The organism is Paraclostridium tenue (assembly GCF_039521565.1).
GTDB lineage: Bacteria > Bacillota > Clostridia > Peptostreptococcales > Peptostreptococcaceae > Paraclostridium > Paraclostridium tenue.
In genome coordinates this window covers 62268-77159 of sequence record NZ_BAAACP010000014.1, presented here as the reverse complement: position 1 = coordinate 77159, position 14892 = coordinate 62268, and the positions used below count along the sequence as shown (strand labels likewise).

Annotated in this window: 16 protein-coding genes; 1 reads left to right on the top strand and 15 read right to left on the bottom strand. The window is 29.6% G+C overall.

The genetic code is table 11. From position 1 onward, the window contains the following. Window positions 1-368: 368 nt before the first annotated feature. The gene (locus ABFX13_RS11435) at window positions 369-1490 is read right to left on the bottom strand and encodes a S41 family peptidase (RefSeq protein WP_346046070.1); all 1122 of its coding nucleotides are present in this window, start codon (window positions 1488-1490) and stop codon (window positions 369-371) included. Between the two features lie 160 nt (window positions 1491-1650). On the opposite strand from ABFX13_RS11435, the gene ABFX13_RS11430 reads away from it, so the two are divergent. Next, window positions 1651-2214 (top strand): 5-formyltetrahydrofolate cyclo-ligase, encoded by a 564-nt coding sequence (locus ABFX13_RS11430; RefSeq protein WP_346046069.1) that lies wholly within the window; start codon window positions 1651-1653, stop codon window positions 2212-2214. Between the two features lie 78 nt (window positions 2215-2292). On the opposite strand, the gene ABFX13_RS11425 is transcribed toward ABFX13_RS11430, so the two are convergent. From ABFX13_RS11425 to atpA, 14 genes are all read right to left on the bottom strand, one after another. Then, window positions 2293-4674, bottom strand: coding sequence for a Lon protease family protein (locus ABFX13_RS11425; RefSeq protein ID WP_346046067.1), 2382 nt, complete (start codon window positions 4672-4674; stop codon window positions 2293-2295). A 136-nt stretch (window positions 4675-4810) separates the two neighbouring features. Then, on the bottom strand, window positions 4811-5236 hold the full coding sequence (locus tag ABFX13_RS11420) for a hypothetical protein (RefSeq protein WP_346046064.1): 426 nt from the start codon (window positions 5234-5236) through the stop codon (window positions 4811-4813). A 146-nt stretch (window positions 5237-5382) separates the two neighbouring features. After that, the gene (locus ABFX13_RS11415) at window positions 5383-6318 is read right to left on the bottom strand and encodes a transketolase family protein (RefSeq protein WP_147547703.1); all 936 of its coding nucleotides are present in this window, start codon (window positions 6316-6318) and stop codon (window positions 5383-5385) included. Beyond that, the gene (locus tag ABFX13_RS11410) at window positions 6311-7138 is read right to left on the bottom strand and encodes a transketolase (protein ID WP_346046062.1); all 828 of its coding nucleotides are present in this window, start codon (window positions 7136-7138) and stop codon (window positions 6311-6313) included. Before ABFX13_RS11410 ends, ABFX13_RS11415 begins: the two co-directional genes overlap by 8 nt. 164 nt (window positions 7139-7302) lie before the next feature. Then, on the bottom strand, window positions 7303-7668 hold the full coding sequence (locus ABFX13_RS11405; protein WP_346046060.1) for a type II toxin-antitoxin system PemK/MazF family toxin: 366 nt from the start codon (window positions 7666-7668) through the stop codon (window positions 7303-7305). Further along, window positions 7658-7933 (bottom strand): antitoxin, encoded by a 276-nt coding sequence (locus tag ABFX13_RS11400; RefSeq protein WP_207723218.1) that lies wholly within the window; start codon window positions 7931-7933, stop codon window positions 7658-7660. Before ABFX13_RS11400 ends, ABFX13_RS11405 begins: the two co-directional genes overlap by 11 nt. Before the next feature lie 39 nt (window positions 7934-7972). Beyond that, complete coding sequence (alr, locus tag ABFX13_RS11395; protein WP_346046058.1) at window positions 7973-9136, bottom strand: alanine racemase; 1164 nt, start codon at window positions 9134-9136, stop codon at window positions 7973-7975. Window positions 9137-9150: 14 nt separating this feature from the next. Beyond that, complete coding sequence (gene gerS / locus ABFX13_RS11390; RefSeq protein WP_346046056.1) at window positions 9151-9741, bottom strand: germination lipoprotein GerS; 591 nt, start codon at window positions 9739-9741, stop codon at window positions 9151-9153. Between the two features lie 24 nt (window positions 9742-9765). Further along, window positions 9766-10227: a CBS domain-containing protein gene (locus ABFX13_RS11385; protein WP_346046053.1), complete on the bottom strand. Its 462-nt coding sequence runs from the start codon at window positions 10225-10227 to the stop codon at window positions 9766-9768. A 5-nt stretch (window positions 10228-10232) separates the two neighbouring features. Continuing rightward, on the bottom strand, window positions 10233-10613 hold the full coding sequence (gene acpS, locus ABFX13_RS11380) for a holo-ACP synthase (RefSeq protein ID WP_346046051.1): 381 nt from the start codon (window positions 10611-10613) through the stop codon (window positions 10233-10235). A gap of 205 nt (window positions 10614-10818) precedes the next feature. Next, the gene (atpC, locus tag ABFX13_RS11375; protein ID WP_046822501.1) at window positions 10819-11079 is read right to left on the bottom strand and encodes an ATP synthase F1 subunit epsilon; all 261 of its coding nucleotides are present in this window, start codon (window positions 11077-11079) and stop codon (window positions 10819-10821) included. 2 nt (window positions 11080-11081) lie between these two features. Continuing rightward, a complete protein-coding gene (atpD, locus tag ABFX13_RS11370) occupies window positions 11082-12476 on the bottom strand; it encodes a F0F1 ATP synthase subunit beta (protein WP_346046048.1) in 1395 nt (464 codons plus the stop codon). A gap of 16 nt (window positions 12477-12492) precedes the next feature. Next, window positions 12493-13356 carry an ATP synthase F1 subunit gamma gene (gene atpG, locus ABFX13_RS11365; RefSeq protein ID WP_346046046.1) on the bottom strand — a complete coding sequence of 288 codons (864 nt, stop codon included), beginning with the start codon at window positions 13354-13356 and terminating at the stop codon, window positions 12493-12495. A 27-nt stretch (window positions 13357-13383) separates the two neighbouring features. Then, window positions 13384-14886: a F0F1 ATP synthase subunit alpha gene (gene atpA, locus ABFX13_RS11360; RefSeq protein WP_147547725.1), complete on the bottom strand. Its 1503-nt coding sequence runs from the start codon at window positions 14884-14886 to the stop codon at window positions 13384-13386. Between the last annotated feature and the right edge of the window lie 6 nt (window positions 14887-14892).

The window sequence follows — 14892 nt, the reverse complement described above, 5'->3', positions numbered from 1 at the left end:
CAGCTATCATTATCTGAATATCTGGCTTGGTTGTTTGTTGTTTAATTCTTTAAAAAGAATTTTTATAATTAACCTACTGTTTAATTTTCAAAGTTCTTATTTGTGTTTCTTACAAGTTATACTTTACCACTTAAAGTTTAACGAGTCAATACTTTTTTATATTTAATTTTATTTTTATTTTTTTATTCATTATACAGTGAAAAACGTAAACATTTTGGTTGTAATATATATCATTGATAGGAATACTTAAATGATATCATTATATTTAATAATATAGATGAAATATTTAAAGCTTCTTAATGAAATAGACATTTTTGTATAAATAAAATAAAGCACATGAAACATTTAAATGTTTCATGTGCTTTATTTTATTTATTTATTTGTTTATTTAACCAATCTATAGCAACATCTAATTGCTTACTTTCATCTTTTTCTTCTATCTTAGGTTTAATGCCTTTTTTATTTATATAATCCCCATTTGGAGTATAGTATTGCGCTGTTGTAAGCTTGTATCCTGTTCCATCATTTAAACCTCTAACAGTTTGAACTAACCCCTTACCAAAAGTTGTAGTTCCTATTGCTATCCCCTTATTATTGTCAACTATAGCTCCTGTAAGTATTTCAGATGCAGATGCACTTCCTCCATTTATTAGTACTGCTATAGGTATATTTAATTGCTTCTTATCATCAGATTTAAGATATTTAGCATTATTACTATTGTCTTTAACTGATACTATTGTATCTCCTTGAGGTAGTATTTCATCAGCTATGTCTTCACATATATTTAGTAATCCTCCAGGGTTATCTCTTAAATCTAAAACTAATCCCTTTATACCCTTCTTGTCTAGATTACCTAAAGCCTTTTTAAACTCATCGTATGTATGTTCATCAAATGATGATATTTTTATATATCCTATATCATTATCCATTACTTTAGATTCTACAGTTTTCATAACTATTTCTTTTCTTTTTACAGGTATATTTAAAGTTTCATTTCCTCTCTTTAATGTAAGTTCGACATCAGTTCCAGCCTTACCTTTTATCATACTCATAGCTTTATCCATATCTTTTGAATTTACATCTTTACCATTTACTTTTAGTATTTTATCTCCAGGTTTTATTCCACTTTTCTCAGCAGGAGAACCTTCTATAGGAGATACTATTGTTATTAAATCATCATCTTCTACTGGACTTATCACAACTCCAATACCTACATAAGTTCCAGATGTTTGTTCTTTAAGTCTATCAAATTCTTGCTTTGTATAATACTGAGAGTATGGGTCTTTTAAACTTTCAAACATACCTTTTAAAGCCCCTGTCACTAATTCTTTGTTATTTACATCTTTATAAAAATCTTTATCTATTAATTCTTTTAGCCCTGCAACCTTATTCAAATCTCTATACTTATACCCTACAACTTGAGATGTTATTAAAGCCGTCGTAATAACAATTATTATAGAGTATATAATTGCTCTTTTTTTAGATATCATTAAATGCATCTCCTTTTATAAAATATACTATACTAGTATATGTTTTAATATTATTTTTATTACTATAAGCCTTTTTGTTGCTATAGTTTAATTTTAGTACTAGACTTTTTATTAGATAGCAACATACCATATTATACCATATTGAATAGAGGTGTTCTCATTGAAAAATGATTTTAGAAAAAAAGTTATAGAACTTAGAAAAAATAAATCTAATGATTTTGTAATTAAAAATTCTAATAAAATAATAACCACTCTTTTATCATTAGAAGAAGTGAAAAAAGCTTCTACAATTATGTTATATTTAGATTTTAATAATGAAGTAAAAACAGATTACTTGGTAAACACCTTAATAAATTTAGGCAAGAAAGTATTAGTTCCTATAACGATAAAAGAAAATAAAACCTTAATACCTTCTGAAATCAAAAATTTAAACTCAGAAACTAAAATAGGAACTTATGGTATTAGAGAGCCTAAAAAAGAATTCATAAGAGAAAATAACATAGACTCCATAGATATTCTTATAGTACCTGCAGTAGCATTTGATGTTAATAAGTATAGATTGGGATATGGCGGAGGTTTTTATGATAGATTTATAGAAAAACTTAGAAGTGATACCCTAACAATAGGTTTGGCATTTGAATTTCAAATTTTTAATTCTATCCCAAAAGAAAGTCATGATGCTCAATTAAACTATGTTGTAACAGAAAAAAGAATAATAAAATAAAATCTAATTTATATTATTGAATTTTAAAATAGAGTAAAGATTTCATTTATTACTCTTTACTCTATTTTGTATTAATATTTATTTTTCTTTTTTATCATCATCGCTTTTCCTATAAATTTCTAGTTGTTCATTTACTCTTTTATCAATTTCATCAATAGACATACCTGTTAAAATTTCTAAACCTTCTTCTATGGTCGATATTGCATATATACTAAATTGTCCTTGTTTTACAGCTTCTATAATTTCATCTTTTAGCATTAAGTTCTTAACGTTTTGTATAGGCATCATTACACCTTGTTTTCCGTTTAATCCTTTTATTTTGCAAACATCAAAAAATCCTTCTATTTTTTCATTTATGCCACCTATTGGTTGTATTTCTCCTTTTTGACTTACAGACCCAGTTACAGCTATATATTGTTTTATAGGTATTTTGGCTATACTTGATATTATCGCATATAACTCTGTACTAGATGCACTATCCCCATCAACACCTGAATAATTTTGTTCAAATGTTATAGATGTTGATATAGATAGTGGTTTTTCCTTACCATATCTTTCACCTAAATAACCAGTAAGTATTAAAACTCCTTTATCATGTATGCTTCCACTTTGTTTTATTTCTCTTTCAATATTTATAATTCCACTTCTTCCTTTATATGTTGATGCAGTTATTTTTGATGGTTTTCCAAAACTATATTCTCCATTACCCATGACAGCTAATCCATTTATTTGTCCAATTTTTTCTTTAGTTATATCTATTAATAAGGTTTCATCTTTAAACATCTCATTTAATTTTTCTTCATATTTACTGCTTCTATAATTTTTCTGTATTATAGCTTTTTCTACATCTTGCTTGGTTACATATTTTAAACTGCAATCACTAAGTGCTTCAGATTCATATATCAAATCTATAATTTTATTAAATCTTGCACTTAACTTAGATTTATCATCACTAAGTCTAGCACTATATTCTAATATTCTTTCAATAGCACTTTTGTCAAAATGCTTTAGGTTATGCTCTTTACACTGATTAGATATTAATTTTATAATTTTATATATATTATCTTCATCTTTATTTATTTCAATATCAAAGTCAGCCATTATTTTAAATAAATTTCTAAAATCTTCATCATAAGAATACATTATATTATATATATAGTTATCTCCAATTAAGATTACTTTAATATCTAAATCTATAGGCTCTGGTTTTAAAGAAGAAGTAACTAAATATCCATATTGTTTATTTAAAGATTCAATAGTTATTTTATTAGTCTTCAGAGCTCTTTTTAAGTAATCCCATGAAAATGGATTTGATATTAAATCTTTAGCATTAATTATTATAAATCCTCCATTAGCTTTATGTAATGCTCCAGGCTTAATCTCCATAAAACTTGTAGTAAGAGCTCCTATTTCATTTTTATAATCAATAGATCCTGATAGATTATAAAAAGTAGGATTATTCTCATCTATTACCATAGATTCTTTACAGTCACTGTTATCAATCAAAAGATTTACTCCATATCTTACAAAAAACTTAGAATCATTCTTATTTCCCATAAGACCTAATAACGCCATTGGATTTTGTGAATTTTCGTCTTCTGTAATTTTAAATTTACCTATATTTTTTACTATATCATCACATAAATCACTTATATAATTTTTTACTTTTTCATATTCTCCATATTTATCTATTAAGTATCTCTCATAAAAACCTACTAAACTTTTCCCTACATATTTATCTAATTCATCTAGCTTCTCTTTATACGATTCTTCACAAAGTTTTATTTCATTTATATACTCTTTGCTATCTTGATTTAATTTTAATCCTTCTTCTCTTAGAACTTTTATCTGTTGAGCTGTTAAATTTCCAAGCTCATCTTCCCCAAGGATATTTCCATCTTCTTTTATAGGTATACTTATTAATCCTCTTTCCGTAACTTCAAATCTAAATCCTCTAGGTTTTGCAATTTCATTTAACTTACTCACTATATTTTGAATGTTATTTTCAAGTTCAGTCATTAATAGTCTATTGTGATATTCGTACTCTTTAGTGCTAAATATTTTAGGAACTTCAGCTTTAAGTTTTTCAACTATTTCCTCTATATCTTTTTTAAAAAGCTTTCCTTGTCCAGACTTAAATGATAAAGCTATTGGTTCATTTTGATTTTTAAAATTATATACATAAGCCCAGTCTTTAATATTCATATTATTTTTCTTTATTTTGTTTATAAGAGTTTTTGTATAAATATGCCTACCAGTCCCACTACACCCCGCAACATATATGTTATATCCTCGTTGTTTCATCTTTAATCCAAAATCTATAGCTTGAACTCCTCTTTCTTGACCTATTATATCTCTAACTGGTTCTATATCTTCAGTTGAATTAAATTTTATATTATCTAAATTACAAGTACATTTTAAATCACTCGCATCTAGCTTAAATTTGTCTAAATTAAACATCCATTCACCTCATAGTATGTATTTTACTATTTAGCTTTACCTATATAATTTAAATAATGTATTTTAAATTTTAAAAATTAAAAAAAGATATACATCGACAATTTATTTTTAAATTGACAATGTATATCTTTTAAATTTATTCCTCTATTTTAGAATTAAGTTCTATTCTATCTGGTAGATCCTTTAAATTAGTTTCTGAAACTATGTATGGATGTGATTCCTCTTTATTTTTATGTACTACTTCAACTTTCATAATATTTTTATCATCTTCTTTAGCTATTTTTATAGAATTTATTTCTATGCCATGTTCTTTATCTTTTCCTCTAGTCACAACTACATATATCTTATTTTCTATTTTTACGGCCAAAGCTCTTTCTTCATCTGTATATTTACCCATCATATCAAGTATCTTTTCAGGTATTTCATTTTTTTGTAATATAATATAATCTACTGGCTTTGATTCATCCATAAACATTTTAGGTATAAAAATAAATCCCCCCAATACTAATATCAAAGCTATAATACCATAGATTACTCCTTTAATATTGAACTTTATTTTCAATTTATCACCCCCCATATAATAAAATATATGAACTTATTTTAAAGTATAGAAGGTTTTTATTTAGAAATTAAAAAAGCCATAAACATTATTTTCTCTAAAATTAGATACTTATAAGTTTACGGCTATGTATATCAGTTTTATTAAATCTATTTTTTAGCTATAGCTTCCTTTACACTATTAACTATATCTTCAGCAGTTAATCCATATGCTTTTAAAAGTTCTTTTGGAGTACCTGATTGTCCGAATACATCCTTAACTCCAACTTTTTTAACTATAACAGGACATTCTTCAGAAACAACTTCACTAACTGCAGATCCAAGTCCACCTATTATATTATGCTCTTCAGCTGTAACTATAACTTTAGTTTCTTTAGCTGCATTTAATATTAATTCCTTGTCTATAGGTTTTATTGTAGGCATATTTATAACTCTAACATTTATACCTTCAGACTTTAATTGTTCATGTGCCATTATAGCTTCATTAACCATTATTCCACAAGCTATTATAGTAGCATCATTTCCTTCTCTTACAACTATACCTTTACCAATTTCAAACTTATAGTTTTCATCAAATATAGTTGGAACTGCAGATCTACCAAGTCTTACGTATACTGGTCCATTATACTTAGCTACTTCGAATATAACTTGTTCAGTTTCAACTCCATCAGCTGGAACTATAACAGTCATATTAGGTATAGCTCTCATTATAGCTATATCTTCAACACTTTGATGAGATGCACCATCTTCACCAACTGTTACACCTGCATGTGTAGCACATACTTTTACATTTAATTTAGGATAACAAGCAGAGTTTCTTATTATTTCGAAAGCTCTTCCTGTTGCAAACATAGCAAAACTACTTGCAAAAGGTATTTTTCCTGCTGCTGCAAAACCACAAGCAGCGCCTATTAAATTTTGTTCTGCTATTCCCATATTAAAGAATCTATCTGGAAATGCTTTTAAGAAGTCATTTGTCTTCGTAGATTTAGATAAATCTGCATCTAAAACAACCACATTATCATTTACTTGTCCTAATTTAACTAGGGCTTTTCCATATGCTTCTCTAGTTGCTATATTACTCATTATCCGCACCTCCTAATTCAGCTAAAGCTTTTTCTAAATCACTATCAGTTGGAGCTGTTCCATGCCAAGAAGCATTATTCTCCATAAATGATACACCTTTACCTTTTACAGTCTTAGCTATTATCATAGTAGGTTTACCTACTGTTTCTCTTGCCATATCAAGAGCTGCAAATATTTGATCAAAGTCATGACCATCTATTTCTATAACGTTCCATCCAAAACTTTTGAATTTGTCCATTATAGGACCTATATTCATAACTTTTTCTACTTCTCCATCTATTTGTAAACCATTACAATCTAAGAATGCTACTAAATTATCTAATTTATAATGAGCAGCACTCATTGCAGCTTCCCAAACTATACCTTCTTGAACTTCTCCATCTCCAAGTAAAGTATAAACTCTCCATGGTGCATTATCTAGTTTAGATGCCATTGCCATACCGCAAGCTACAGAAAAACCTTGTCCTAAAGAACCAGTAGACATCTCAACTCCAGGAGTACCTTTCATATCTGGATGCCCTTGTAGCATAGCTCCTATTTTTCTTAATGAATTTAACTCTTTCTTATCAAAGTAACCCTTTTCTGCTAATGTTGCATATAAAACTGGAGCTGCATGGCCTTTTGATAGTACAAATCTATCTCTATCTTCCATTTTTGGACTTCTTGCATCTACGTTCATTTCATCAAAGTAAAGTGATGTTAATATCTCAACTGCAGATAATGACCCTCCAGGATGTCCAGATTTAGAACCATGTATCATAGTAACTATATCTTTTCTTATGTTACGTGTAATTCCATTTAGTACTTTATGGTCTCTCATGTAATTACCTCCTTATATTTATGAGCAAAACTACTGCCTCTATATTATGTACTTTACAAGTGTACCATAATAATTCCATATTATTATATCACTTTTTGCATTTTTTTTGCTTAAATTTACAAAAAAAATTATTGATATATACACCACATATACCAATAATTTAACTAAATTTGAAATAATCCTAAACTTATTTGTAAACTATTATTTACTTTTTCCATCATACATTCATCTAGATAACCTATCTTCTCTCTTAATCTTTTTTTATCTATTGTTCTTATTTGCTCCAAGAGAATAACGGAATCTTTATTAAGCCCATACTCATTAGAACTTATTTCTATATGAGTAGGTAATTTAGCCTTATTTATTTGCGATGTTATAGCTGCAACAATAACTGTTGGACTGTACTTATTCCCTATATCATTTTGAATAATCAATACCGGTCTTATACCACCTTGTTCAGATCCAACAACAGGGCTTAAATCAGCATAATATAAATGTCCGCGTTTTATATCTAAATTATTAAAACTCACCTTGAGCTATAATCCCTTCAAGGTTATCATCAGAAGATACCTCATTTGTCATTCCTAGCTCGGCTAAAGTTAAATTTATCTGACCCATTTCTTTATACCCTTTTATCATGGTTTCTTTTAGATCAAATTTTTTCTTTTGTGTGATGTAAAATTGAAAAGCAGCTTTTGCAAAATCTTCTCTATTAGTATTCTCTATTTGAACTATGTGATCTACTTCGGAAATAAGAGAATCAGGTAAAGTAAACACAATTTTTTCTTTACTCATATTGTGCACAAAATCGCCTCCTAGGGTATACTATCATCTTTATTTTACCAAATAATTATATTGTTGTACAATTACATTTCCTTCCATATAAACACGTTCAACTCTCCTTGAAACCATGCATAGAATCTCATAATTTATTGTCCCTAAGTCGTCAGCCATTTTTTCTATACATTGATTTTGGTTCTCTGAAAATATTATAACCTCATCATCAACTTTTATGTCTATATCTTTATCTATTTTTACCATACATTGATCCATACAAATTCTTCCTATGACATCAAATTCTTCACCTTTTATATAGACCTTGGGATTTTTTTGCATTCTTGTAAATCCATCAGCATATCCTATAGGTATTGTAGCTATTTTTTCCTTAGAACTAGTTATATATTTAATTCCATAACTTATTCCTGAATTTTTTTCTAACTCCTTTATATGAGCTATTCTCGTTTTTAATGTCATAGCTGGTTTAAGTTTAATTATATCTTTATTTACTTCCTCCGAAGGATAATGTCCGTAAAGTATAATTCCACATCTAACCATAGTGAAATTTAGATCATTGCATTCCATAGTAGCTGCACTATTTGAGACATGTTTAATTGGAATATCTATACCTATCTCATCTAATTTATTAATTACTACATTGTATTTATTTACTTGATTAAGCATATACTCTTTATCTTTTTCATCAGCTGTAGCAAAATGAGTATATATTCCTTCTATATTTATATTCTCAAGCCTATTTATCTTAGCTATTTCATTTATAGAATCTTCATTTACCTGAAATCCTATCCTTCCCATTCCAGTATCTATCTTTATATGAACTTTAGATATTTTTTCATGTTTCTTTGATAATTCATCTATAAATAAAGCCGTTTCATAAGAAAATACAGTCAAGCTTATATCATTTACTACAGCTTCTTCTAAAGCACATTCTGGTATATATCCTAAACACAATATAGGTATCACTATATTATTTTGTCTAAGTTCTAAGCCTTCTTCAAGTCTTGATACCGCTAAATAGTCTACCTTTTCTCTTTCTAATAGTTTTGATATTTGTACTGCTCCATGTCCATATGCATTAGCCTTAACTACTCCACAAATTTTTGTATCTTCTTTTAATATTTTTTTTATATTTTTTAAATTATATTTTATGTTATCTAGGTTTATCTCTGCCCATGTAGGAGCTGTTATATGTTTATCCATTTTGTCTCTCCTCGCTATTTCTTGTACTCAAAATTAGAATAATTAACTAAAAATCGTTTATTCCCCTCTTGATCTAATATTTCTAATTTAGCAGGATAATTTTCTTTCGAGTCTACAAAAAGCTTCTGCTTGTTGAAATATTTAGTGTTACCAGGTATCGGTACAGTAAGTACTAAATACCTACCTTTCATTTCAACCTCTATTTCCTCCCCTTTAAGATAATTTTTTATAAAATCACCTACAAACAAATGTTGATTATTCTCCCCTACATTAGGTAGAATTAGTTTATCTTTTATATCTGGATTGGTTATAATTACTTTATCACCTTTATACTCCATAATTTTTCCCTTAAGATGTTTCGGTTCTATTAATTTTAATTTAAATTTATCAGGACTAGTGTATTCATGTATTAAAGAATATTTTTGTGAATTTTTATTTCCTATAACTTCTACATCTGCCTTACATTTATAAGACTTCATCTTAGATATTTCATTTTGGAAATTTTTATATACTTCTTCTTTTGTGGACTTACTTTTTTCACAGCCTATTATGACTGACATAAATGCAATTACTATAACTATAATTATAGCCCACTTGTTTTTCACAAAGCACCTCCTAATCTTTAAACTCTAATTTTCATACATAGATTTTATTATATCGTATCTACAAATGATTCCTTTTATTTTGTTATCTTGGTCTACTACTGGAACTCTATTTACAGATTTCTTTATCATTATATTAGCAATATCATCAAAAGTATCTTCTTCATGTACTTTTATAACATCCCTAGACATTAAATCTCTAACTTGTGTAGCTGCTACGTCTTTTATATCATCTTCCATTTTCTTGAAATCATTAAGATATATAATACCTTGTAAAAATGTTATGTACTCTGGAGGATTTACATACTTTTCTTTTTTCATTATATCTGTCTCAGATATAATTCCAACTACCCTATTATCTTTGTCTACTACAGGTACACCACCTATTTTCTCTGTTATAAGAATATTCGCTATATCACTTATAGTATCTGTTTCTTTTGCTACTTTGACATTAGTAGTCATTATATCTTTTGCTTTTTTATTTTTCATATTTATCACTCCTTAATCATTACCATAGCATTTGCTACAGCATAATTTTTACTATGAGATATAGATACCTTTATTTCTAAAACATTATAATCTATGCAAATTTCTCTTAAATTATTATAAGTTTTAACTATTGGTTTTCCTTTTTTATCTCTTAATATTTCTATATCCTTAAAATTAAAATTTCTTATACCCGTTCCTAAAGCTTTACTTATAGCCTCTTTTGCTGAGAAATTACCAGCAATAGTTTCACTCTTAAGACCCTTTGATTTGAAATAATTAATTTCTTCTTTTGTAAATAATCTATCTAAGAATCTTTCATTTCTTTGCAAAGCTTTTTCTATTCTTTCTATCTCTACTATATCTATACCGATATCCAATATATTCATAGATACCTCCATCACTACTATAGTACTATTTTGTTACGAATACCCAAATATATTCAGTTCATATCATTAAATTTATTTATATAGCTTAATATAATACTACTACATAATATTTTTTTTTGATAGTTCCACCATCACATATTTTTTCATTTATTGTGGTTATTAAATTACAAAAATAAAAAGACTAGAGTTAAACTCTAGTCTTTTTTTATAACCATTCTGCAGATTCAGTTAAAATAACAGCTTGTTCTTTTTCAACTTGTACGAATCCGCCAGATATTTTTGCTTCTTTAAATTTACCTTCTTTTTTTAGACGTAGAGTGCCATCTGATAATCCTGCAACTAAAGGTCTATGGTTCTTTAATATACCTCTATCTCCTTCAGTAGTTCTAACTATTATCATCTCTGTTTGACCTTCATAGAAGACTTTTTCAGGAGTAACAATTTTAACCGCAAATTCGCTTGCCATTATTATCTACTCTCCTTCGCTTTTTCAACTGCCTCTTCTATACTTCCTACGAATAAGAAAGCTGATTCTGGTAAGTTATCATGCTTACCTTCTAATATTTCTTTGAAACTTCTTACAGTTTCTTTAACAGGTACGTATTTACCTGGTATTCCTGTGAATTGCTCACCAACGAAGAATGGTTGAGATAGGAATCTCTCTATTTTTCTTGCTCTGTTAACAGTTACCTTATCTTCATCTGATAATTCGTCCATACCAAGTATAGCTATTATATCTTGAAGTTCTTTATACTTTTGAAGTATAGATTGAACTGATACAGCTACTTCATAATGTTCTTTACCTACTATAGCTGGGTCAAGAACTCTAGATGTAGACTCTAATGGGTCAACAGCTGGGAATATACCTAGAGAAGCTTTTTGTCTAGATAAAACTGTCTTAGCATCTAAGTGAGTGAATGTTGTAGCTGGTGCTGGGTCAGTTAAGTCATCGGCAGGTACATATACAGCCTGAACTGATGTTATAGACCCTTTATTTGTTGATGTTATTCTTTCCTGTAATCTACCCATTTCTGTAGCTAATGTTGGTTGATATCCAACTGCAGATGGAGTACGTCCAAGAAGTGCAGAAACCTCAGATCCTGCTTGAGTGAAACGGAATATATTATCTACGAATAATAAAACGTCTTGTCCTTCTTTATCTCTGAAGTATTCAGCCATTGTAAGACCAGTTAAAGCAACTCTCATTCTTGCTCCAGGTGGTTCATTCATTTGTCCAAATACTAGAGCTGTTTTATTGATAACTCCTGTATCGCTCATTTCGTGGAATAAGTCGTTACCTTCTCTTGTTCTTTCTCCAACACCTGCGAATACTGATATACCACCGTGTTGAGTAGCTATGTTGTTTATAAGCTCTTGTATAAGAACTGTTTTACCAACACCGGCTCCACCGAATAGACCGATCTTACCACCTTTTAAGTATGGTGCTAATAAGTCAACAACTTTTATACCAGTTTCTAGTATTTCAGCACCTGGGTTTAATTCATCAAATGCTGGTGCCTCTCTATGTATTGGGCTTTTAGGAGCACTTTTTGGAGCTTCCTTACCATCAACAGGCTCACCTAATACATTGAATATTCTTCCTAAAGTTTCTTCTCCTACAGGTACACTTATAGCTGCTCCTGTATCAACAACTTCCATACCTCTTACAAGTCCATCAGTTGAACTCATTGATATACATCTAACTGTGTCGTCACCAACGTGTTGTGCAACCTCTATAACTATTTTTTTATCTCCGTGCTTTATCTCTAATGCATTTAATAGATTAGGTAAGCTTTTTTCATCATTGAACTTTACGTCAACTACTGGCCCGATAACCTGAACTATTTTACCTATGTTTGCCATGTCCTAACCTCCTTATTTATTGAGCTGAAGAAGCTCCTGCAACTATCTCAGATATCTCTTGAGTAACTGCAGCTTGTCTTGCTCTATTGTATTGTAATTCTAAATTAGATATCATTTCATTTGCATTATCTGTTGCAGATTCCATAGCTGTTCTTCTTGCTGCTTGTTCAGAAGCATAAGATTCAGCTAATCCACCGTATATCATTCCTGAAACATACTTAGGAACTATAAATCCAAGCACAGCGTCTGGAGAAGGTAAGTACTGAACTGCCGCTCCACTTTTTTTCTTCTCTTCACCTTTATTAGAATCTACACTTACTGGTAATAACTTAACTAATCTAGGCTCTTGACTTAATGCAGAAACGAATTCTGTATATATTAATTTAACTTCATCTATATCACCATTTTGATAAGAATCCATTATAGATTTTGATATATTCATTATATCTTCATAGCTAGCACCTTCAACAGAATCTATTGATCCTATTAATTCGAAATTTCTTTTGCTAACAAATTCTTTTGCTTTTTTACCTATAGTAACAACTTTTACATTTTCAGATCCTTTAGTTTCAGCAACTAATGATTTGAATACATTTGAGTTGTATCCTCCTGCAAGACCTCTATCTCCAGCTATTACTACATAACATCTATTTTGAACTTCTCTTTCTTTAAGAAATTCACTTTTTACGCCACTCGTATTTTTAGCTATATTTTGTACAGCTTCTTTTAAAGTGTTAAAATATGCTTTAGAACTTTCAGCTTTTTCCTTAGCTCTTCTGAATTTAGAAGAAGCAACTAATTCCATAGCTTTAGTTATTTGCTTAGTATTTTCAACACTGGCAATACGAGTTTTGATTTCTTTCATTCCAGCTCCTGCCAATTGGGTTACCTCCTTTTTTACAAAGGATTACGCTTCTATAACAAATTTCTTTTTGAAATCGTTTATAGCGTTTGTTAATTCTTGAGTGAAATCTTCATTTGCAAGAATTTTTTCTCCTATTTGTGGGTAATTAGCATCTATGAATTCTAATAATTCTGTTTCAAATCTCTTTATATTATCTACAGGTATATCTGCTAATAAGTTATTTGTAACTGCAAATACCATTATTACTTGGTTTGAAACTTCCATAGGTTGATGTTCTCCTTGTTTTAGAACCTCAACTATTCTTTCCCCTTGAGCAAGTCTCTTCTTAGTATCTTCATCTAAGTCAGATCCGAATTGAGAGAATGCAGCAAGTTCTTTATATTGAGAATAAAGAAGCTTTAATGGTCCAGCAACTTTTTTCATTGATTTTATTTGAGCAGATCCTCCAACCCTTGAAACTGATATACCAGGGTCAACTGCTGGTCTTATTCCTGAATAGAATAATTCTGGTACAAGGTATATTTGTCCGTCTGTTATAGATATAACGTTAGTTGGTATATAAGCAGAAACGTCTCCACCTTGAGTTTCTATTATAGGTAATGCAGTTATTGATCCTGCTCCTAATTCATCTGATAACTTAGCAGCTCTTTCTAGTAATCTTGAGTGTAAGTAGAATACGTCTCCTGGGTACGCTTCACGTCCTGGTGGTCTCTTAAGTAATAATGACATTTCTCTGTATGCAACGGCATGCTTAGTTAAATCATCATATACTATTAATACATGTTTTCCATTGAACATGAATTCTTCACCCATTGCAACACCTGCATATGGAGCTAAGAATTGAAGTGGTGCAGATTCAGATGCAGTAGCAGAAACTACTATTGTATAATCCATTGCTCCACCTTTTTCTAATGTACTAACAACTTGAGAAACAGTAGAACGCTTTTGTCCTATTGCAACATATATACATATAACATCTTTACCTTTTTGGTTAAGTATAGTATCTACACATATAGATGTTTTACCTGTTTGTCTATCACCTATTACAAGCTCTCTTTGTCCTTTACCTATTGGTATCATGGCATCGATAGCTTTGATTCCTGTTTGTAATGGCTCATGAACTGATTTTCTAGCCATTATTCCAGTAGCTTCTGATTCTACTGGTCTGAACTTATCTGTATTTATAGGTCCTTTTCCATCAACTGGTTGTCCTAGTGAGTTTACAACTCTACCTATCATAGCTTCACCAACTGGAACTTGAACTATATTACCAGTTCTTTTTACGATGTCTCCTTCTTTTATTCCAGAGTCATCACCTAGTATAACAGCCCCTACCATTTCTTCTTCAAGGTTAAGAGCCATTCCGTATACTTTACCTGGGAACTCTAATAATTCTCCAGCCATAGCTTTTTCTAGTCCGTAAACACTAGCTATACCGTCCCCAACTTTTAAAACACTTCCTGTATCTGTTAACTCTACTTTATTTTCGTAGCTTTTTATTTGCTCTTTTATTATAGCACTTATTTCTTCTGGTCTTAAATTCATGGGTTC

Excerpts from the sequence above, each read along its gene's own strand:
- ABFX13_RS11435 (WP_346046070.1), bottom strand. The coding sequence starts at position 1,490 with ATGATATCTAAAAAAAGAGCAATTATATACTCTATAATAATTGTTATT.
- ABFX13_RS11425 (WP_346046067.1), bottom strand. The coding sequence starts at position 4,674 with ATGTTTAATTTAGACAAATTTAAGCTAGATGCGAGTGATTTAAAATGT.
- ABFX13_RS11415 (WP_147547703.1), bottom strand. The coding sequence starts at position 6,318 with ATGAGTAATATAGCAACTAGAGAAGCATATGGAAAAGCCCTAGTTAAA.
- ABFX13_RS11410 (WP_346046062.1), bottom strand. The coding sequence starts at position 7,138 with ATGAGAGACCATAAAGTACTAAATGGAATTACACGTAACATAAGAAAA.
- ABFX13_RS11400 (WP_207723218.1), bottom strand. The coding sequence starts at position 7,933 with ATGAGTAAAGAAAAAATTGTGTTTACTTTACCTGATTCTCTTATTTCC.
- alr (WP_346046058.1), bottom strand. The coding sequence starts at position 9,136 with ATGGATAAACATATAACAGCTCCTACATGGGCAGAGATAAACCTAGAT.
- ABFX13_RS11385 (WP_346046053.1), bottom strand. The coding sequence starts at position 10,227 with ATGAAAAATAAAAAAGCAAAAGATATAATGACTACTAATGTCAAAGTA.
- acpS (WP_346046051.1), bottom strand. The coding sequence starts at position 10,613 with ATGAATATATTGGATATCGGTATAGATATAGTAGAGATAGAAAGAATA.
- atpC (WP_046822501.1), bottom strand. The coding sequence starts at position 11,079 with ATGGCAAGCGAATTTGCGGTTAAAATTGTTACTCCTGAAAAAGTCTTC.
- atpD (WP_346046048.1), bottom strand. The coding sequence starts at position 12,476 with ATGGCAAACATAGGTAAAATAGTTCAGGTTATCGGGCCAGTAGTTGAC.
- atpA (WP_147547725.1), bottom strand. The coding sequence starts at position 14,886 with ATGAATTTAAGACCAGAAGAAATAAGTGCTATAATAAAAGAGCAAATA.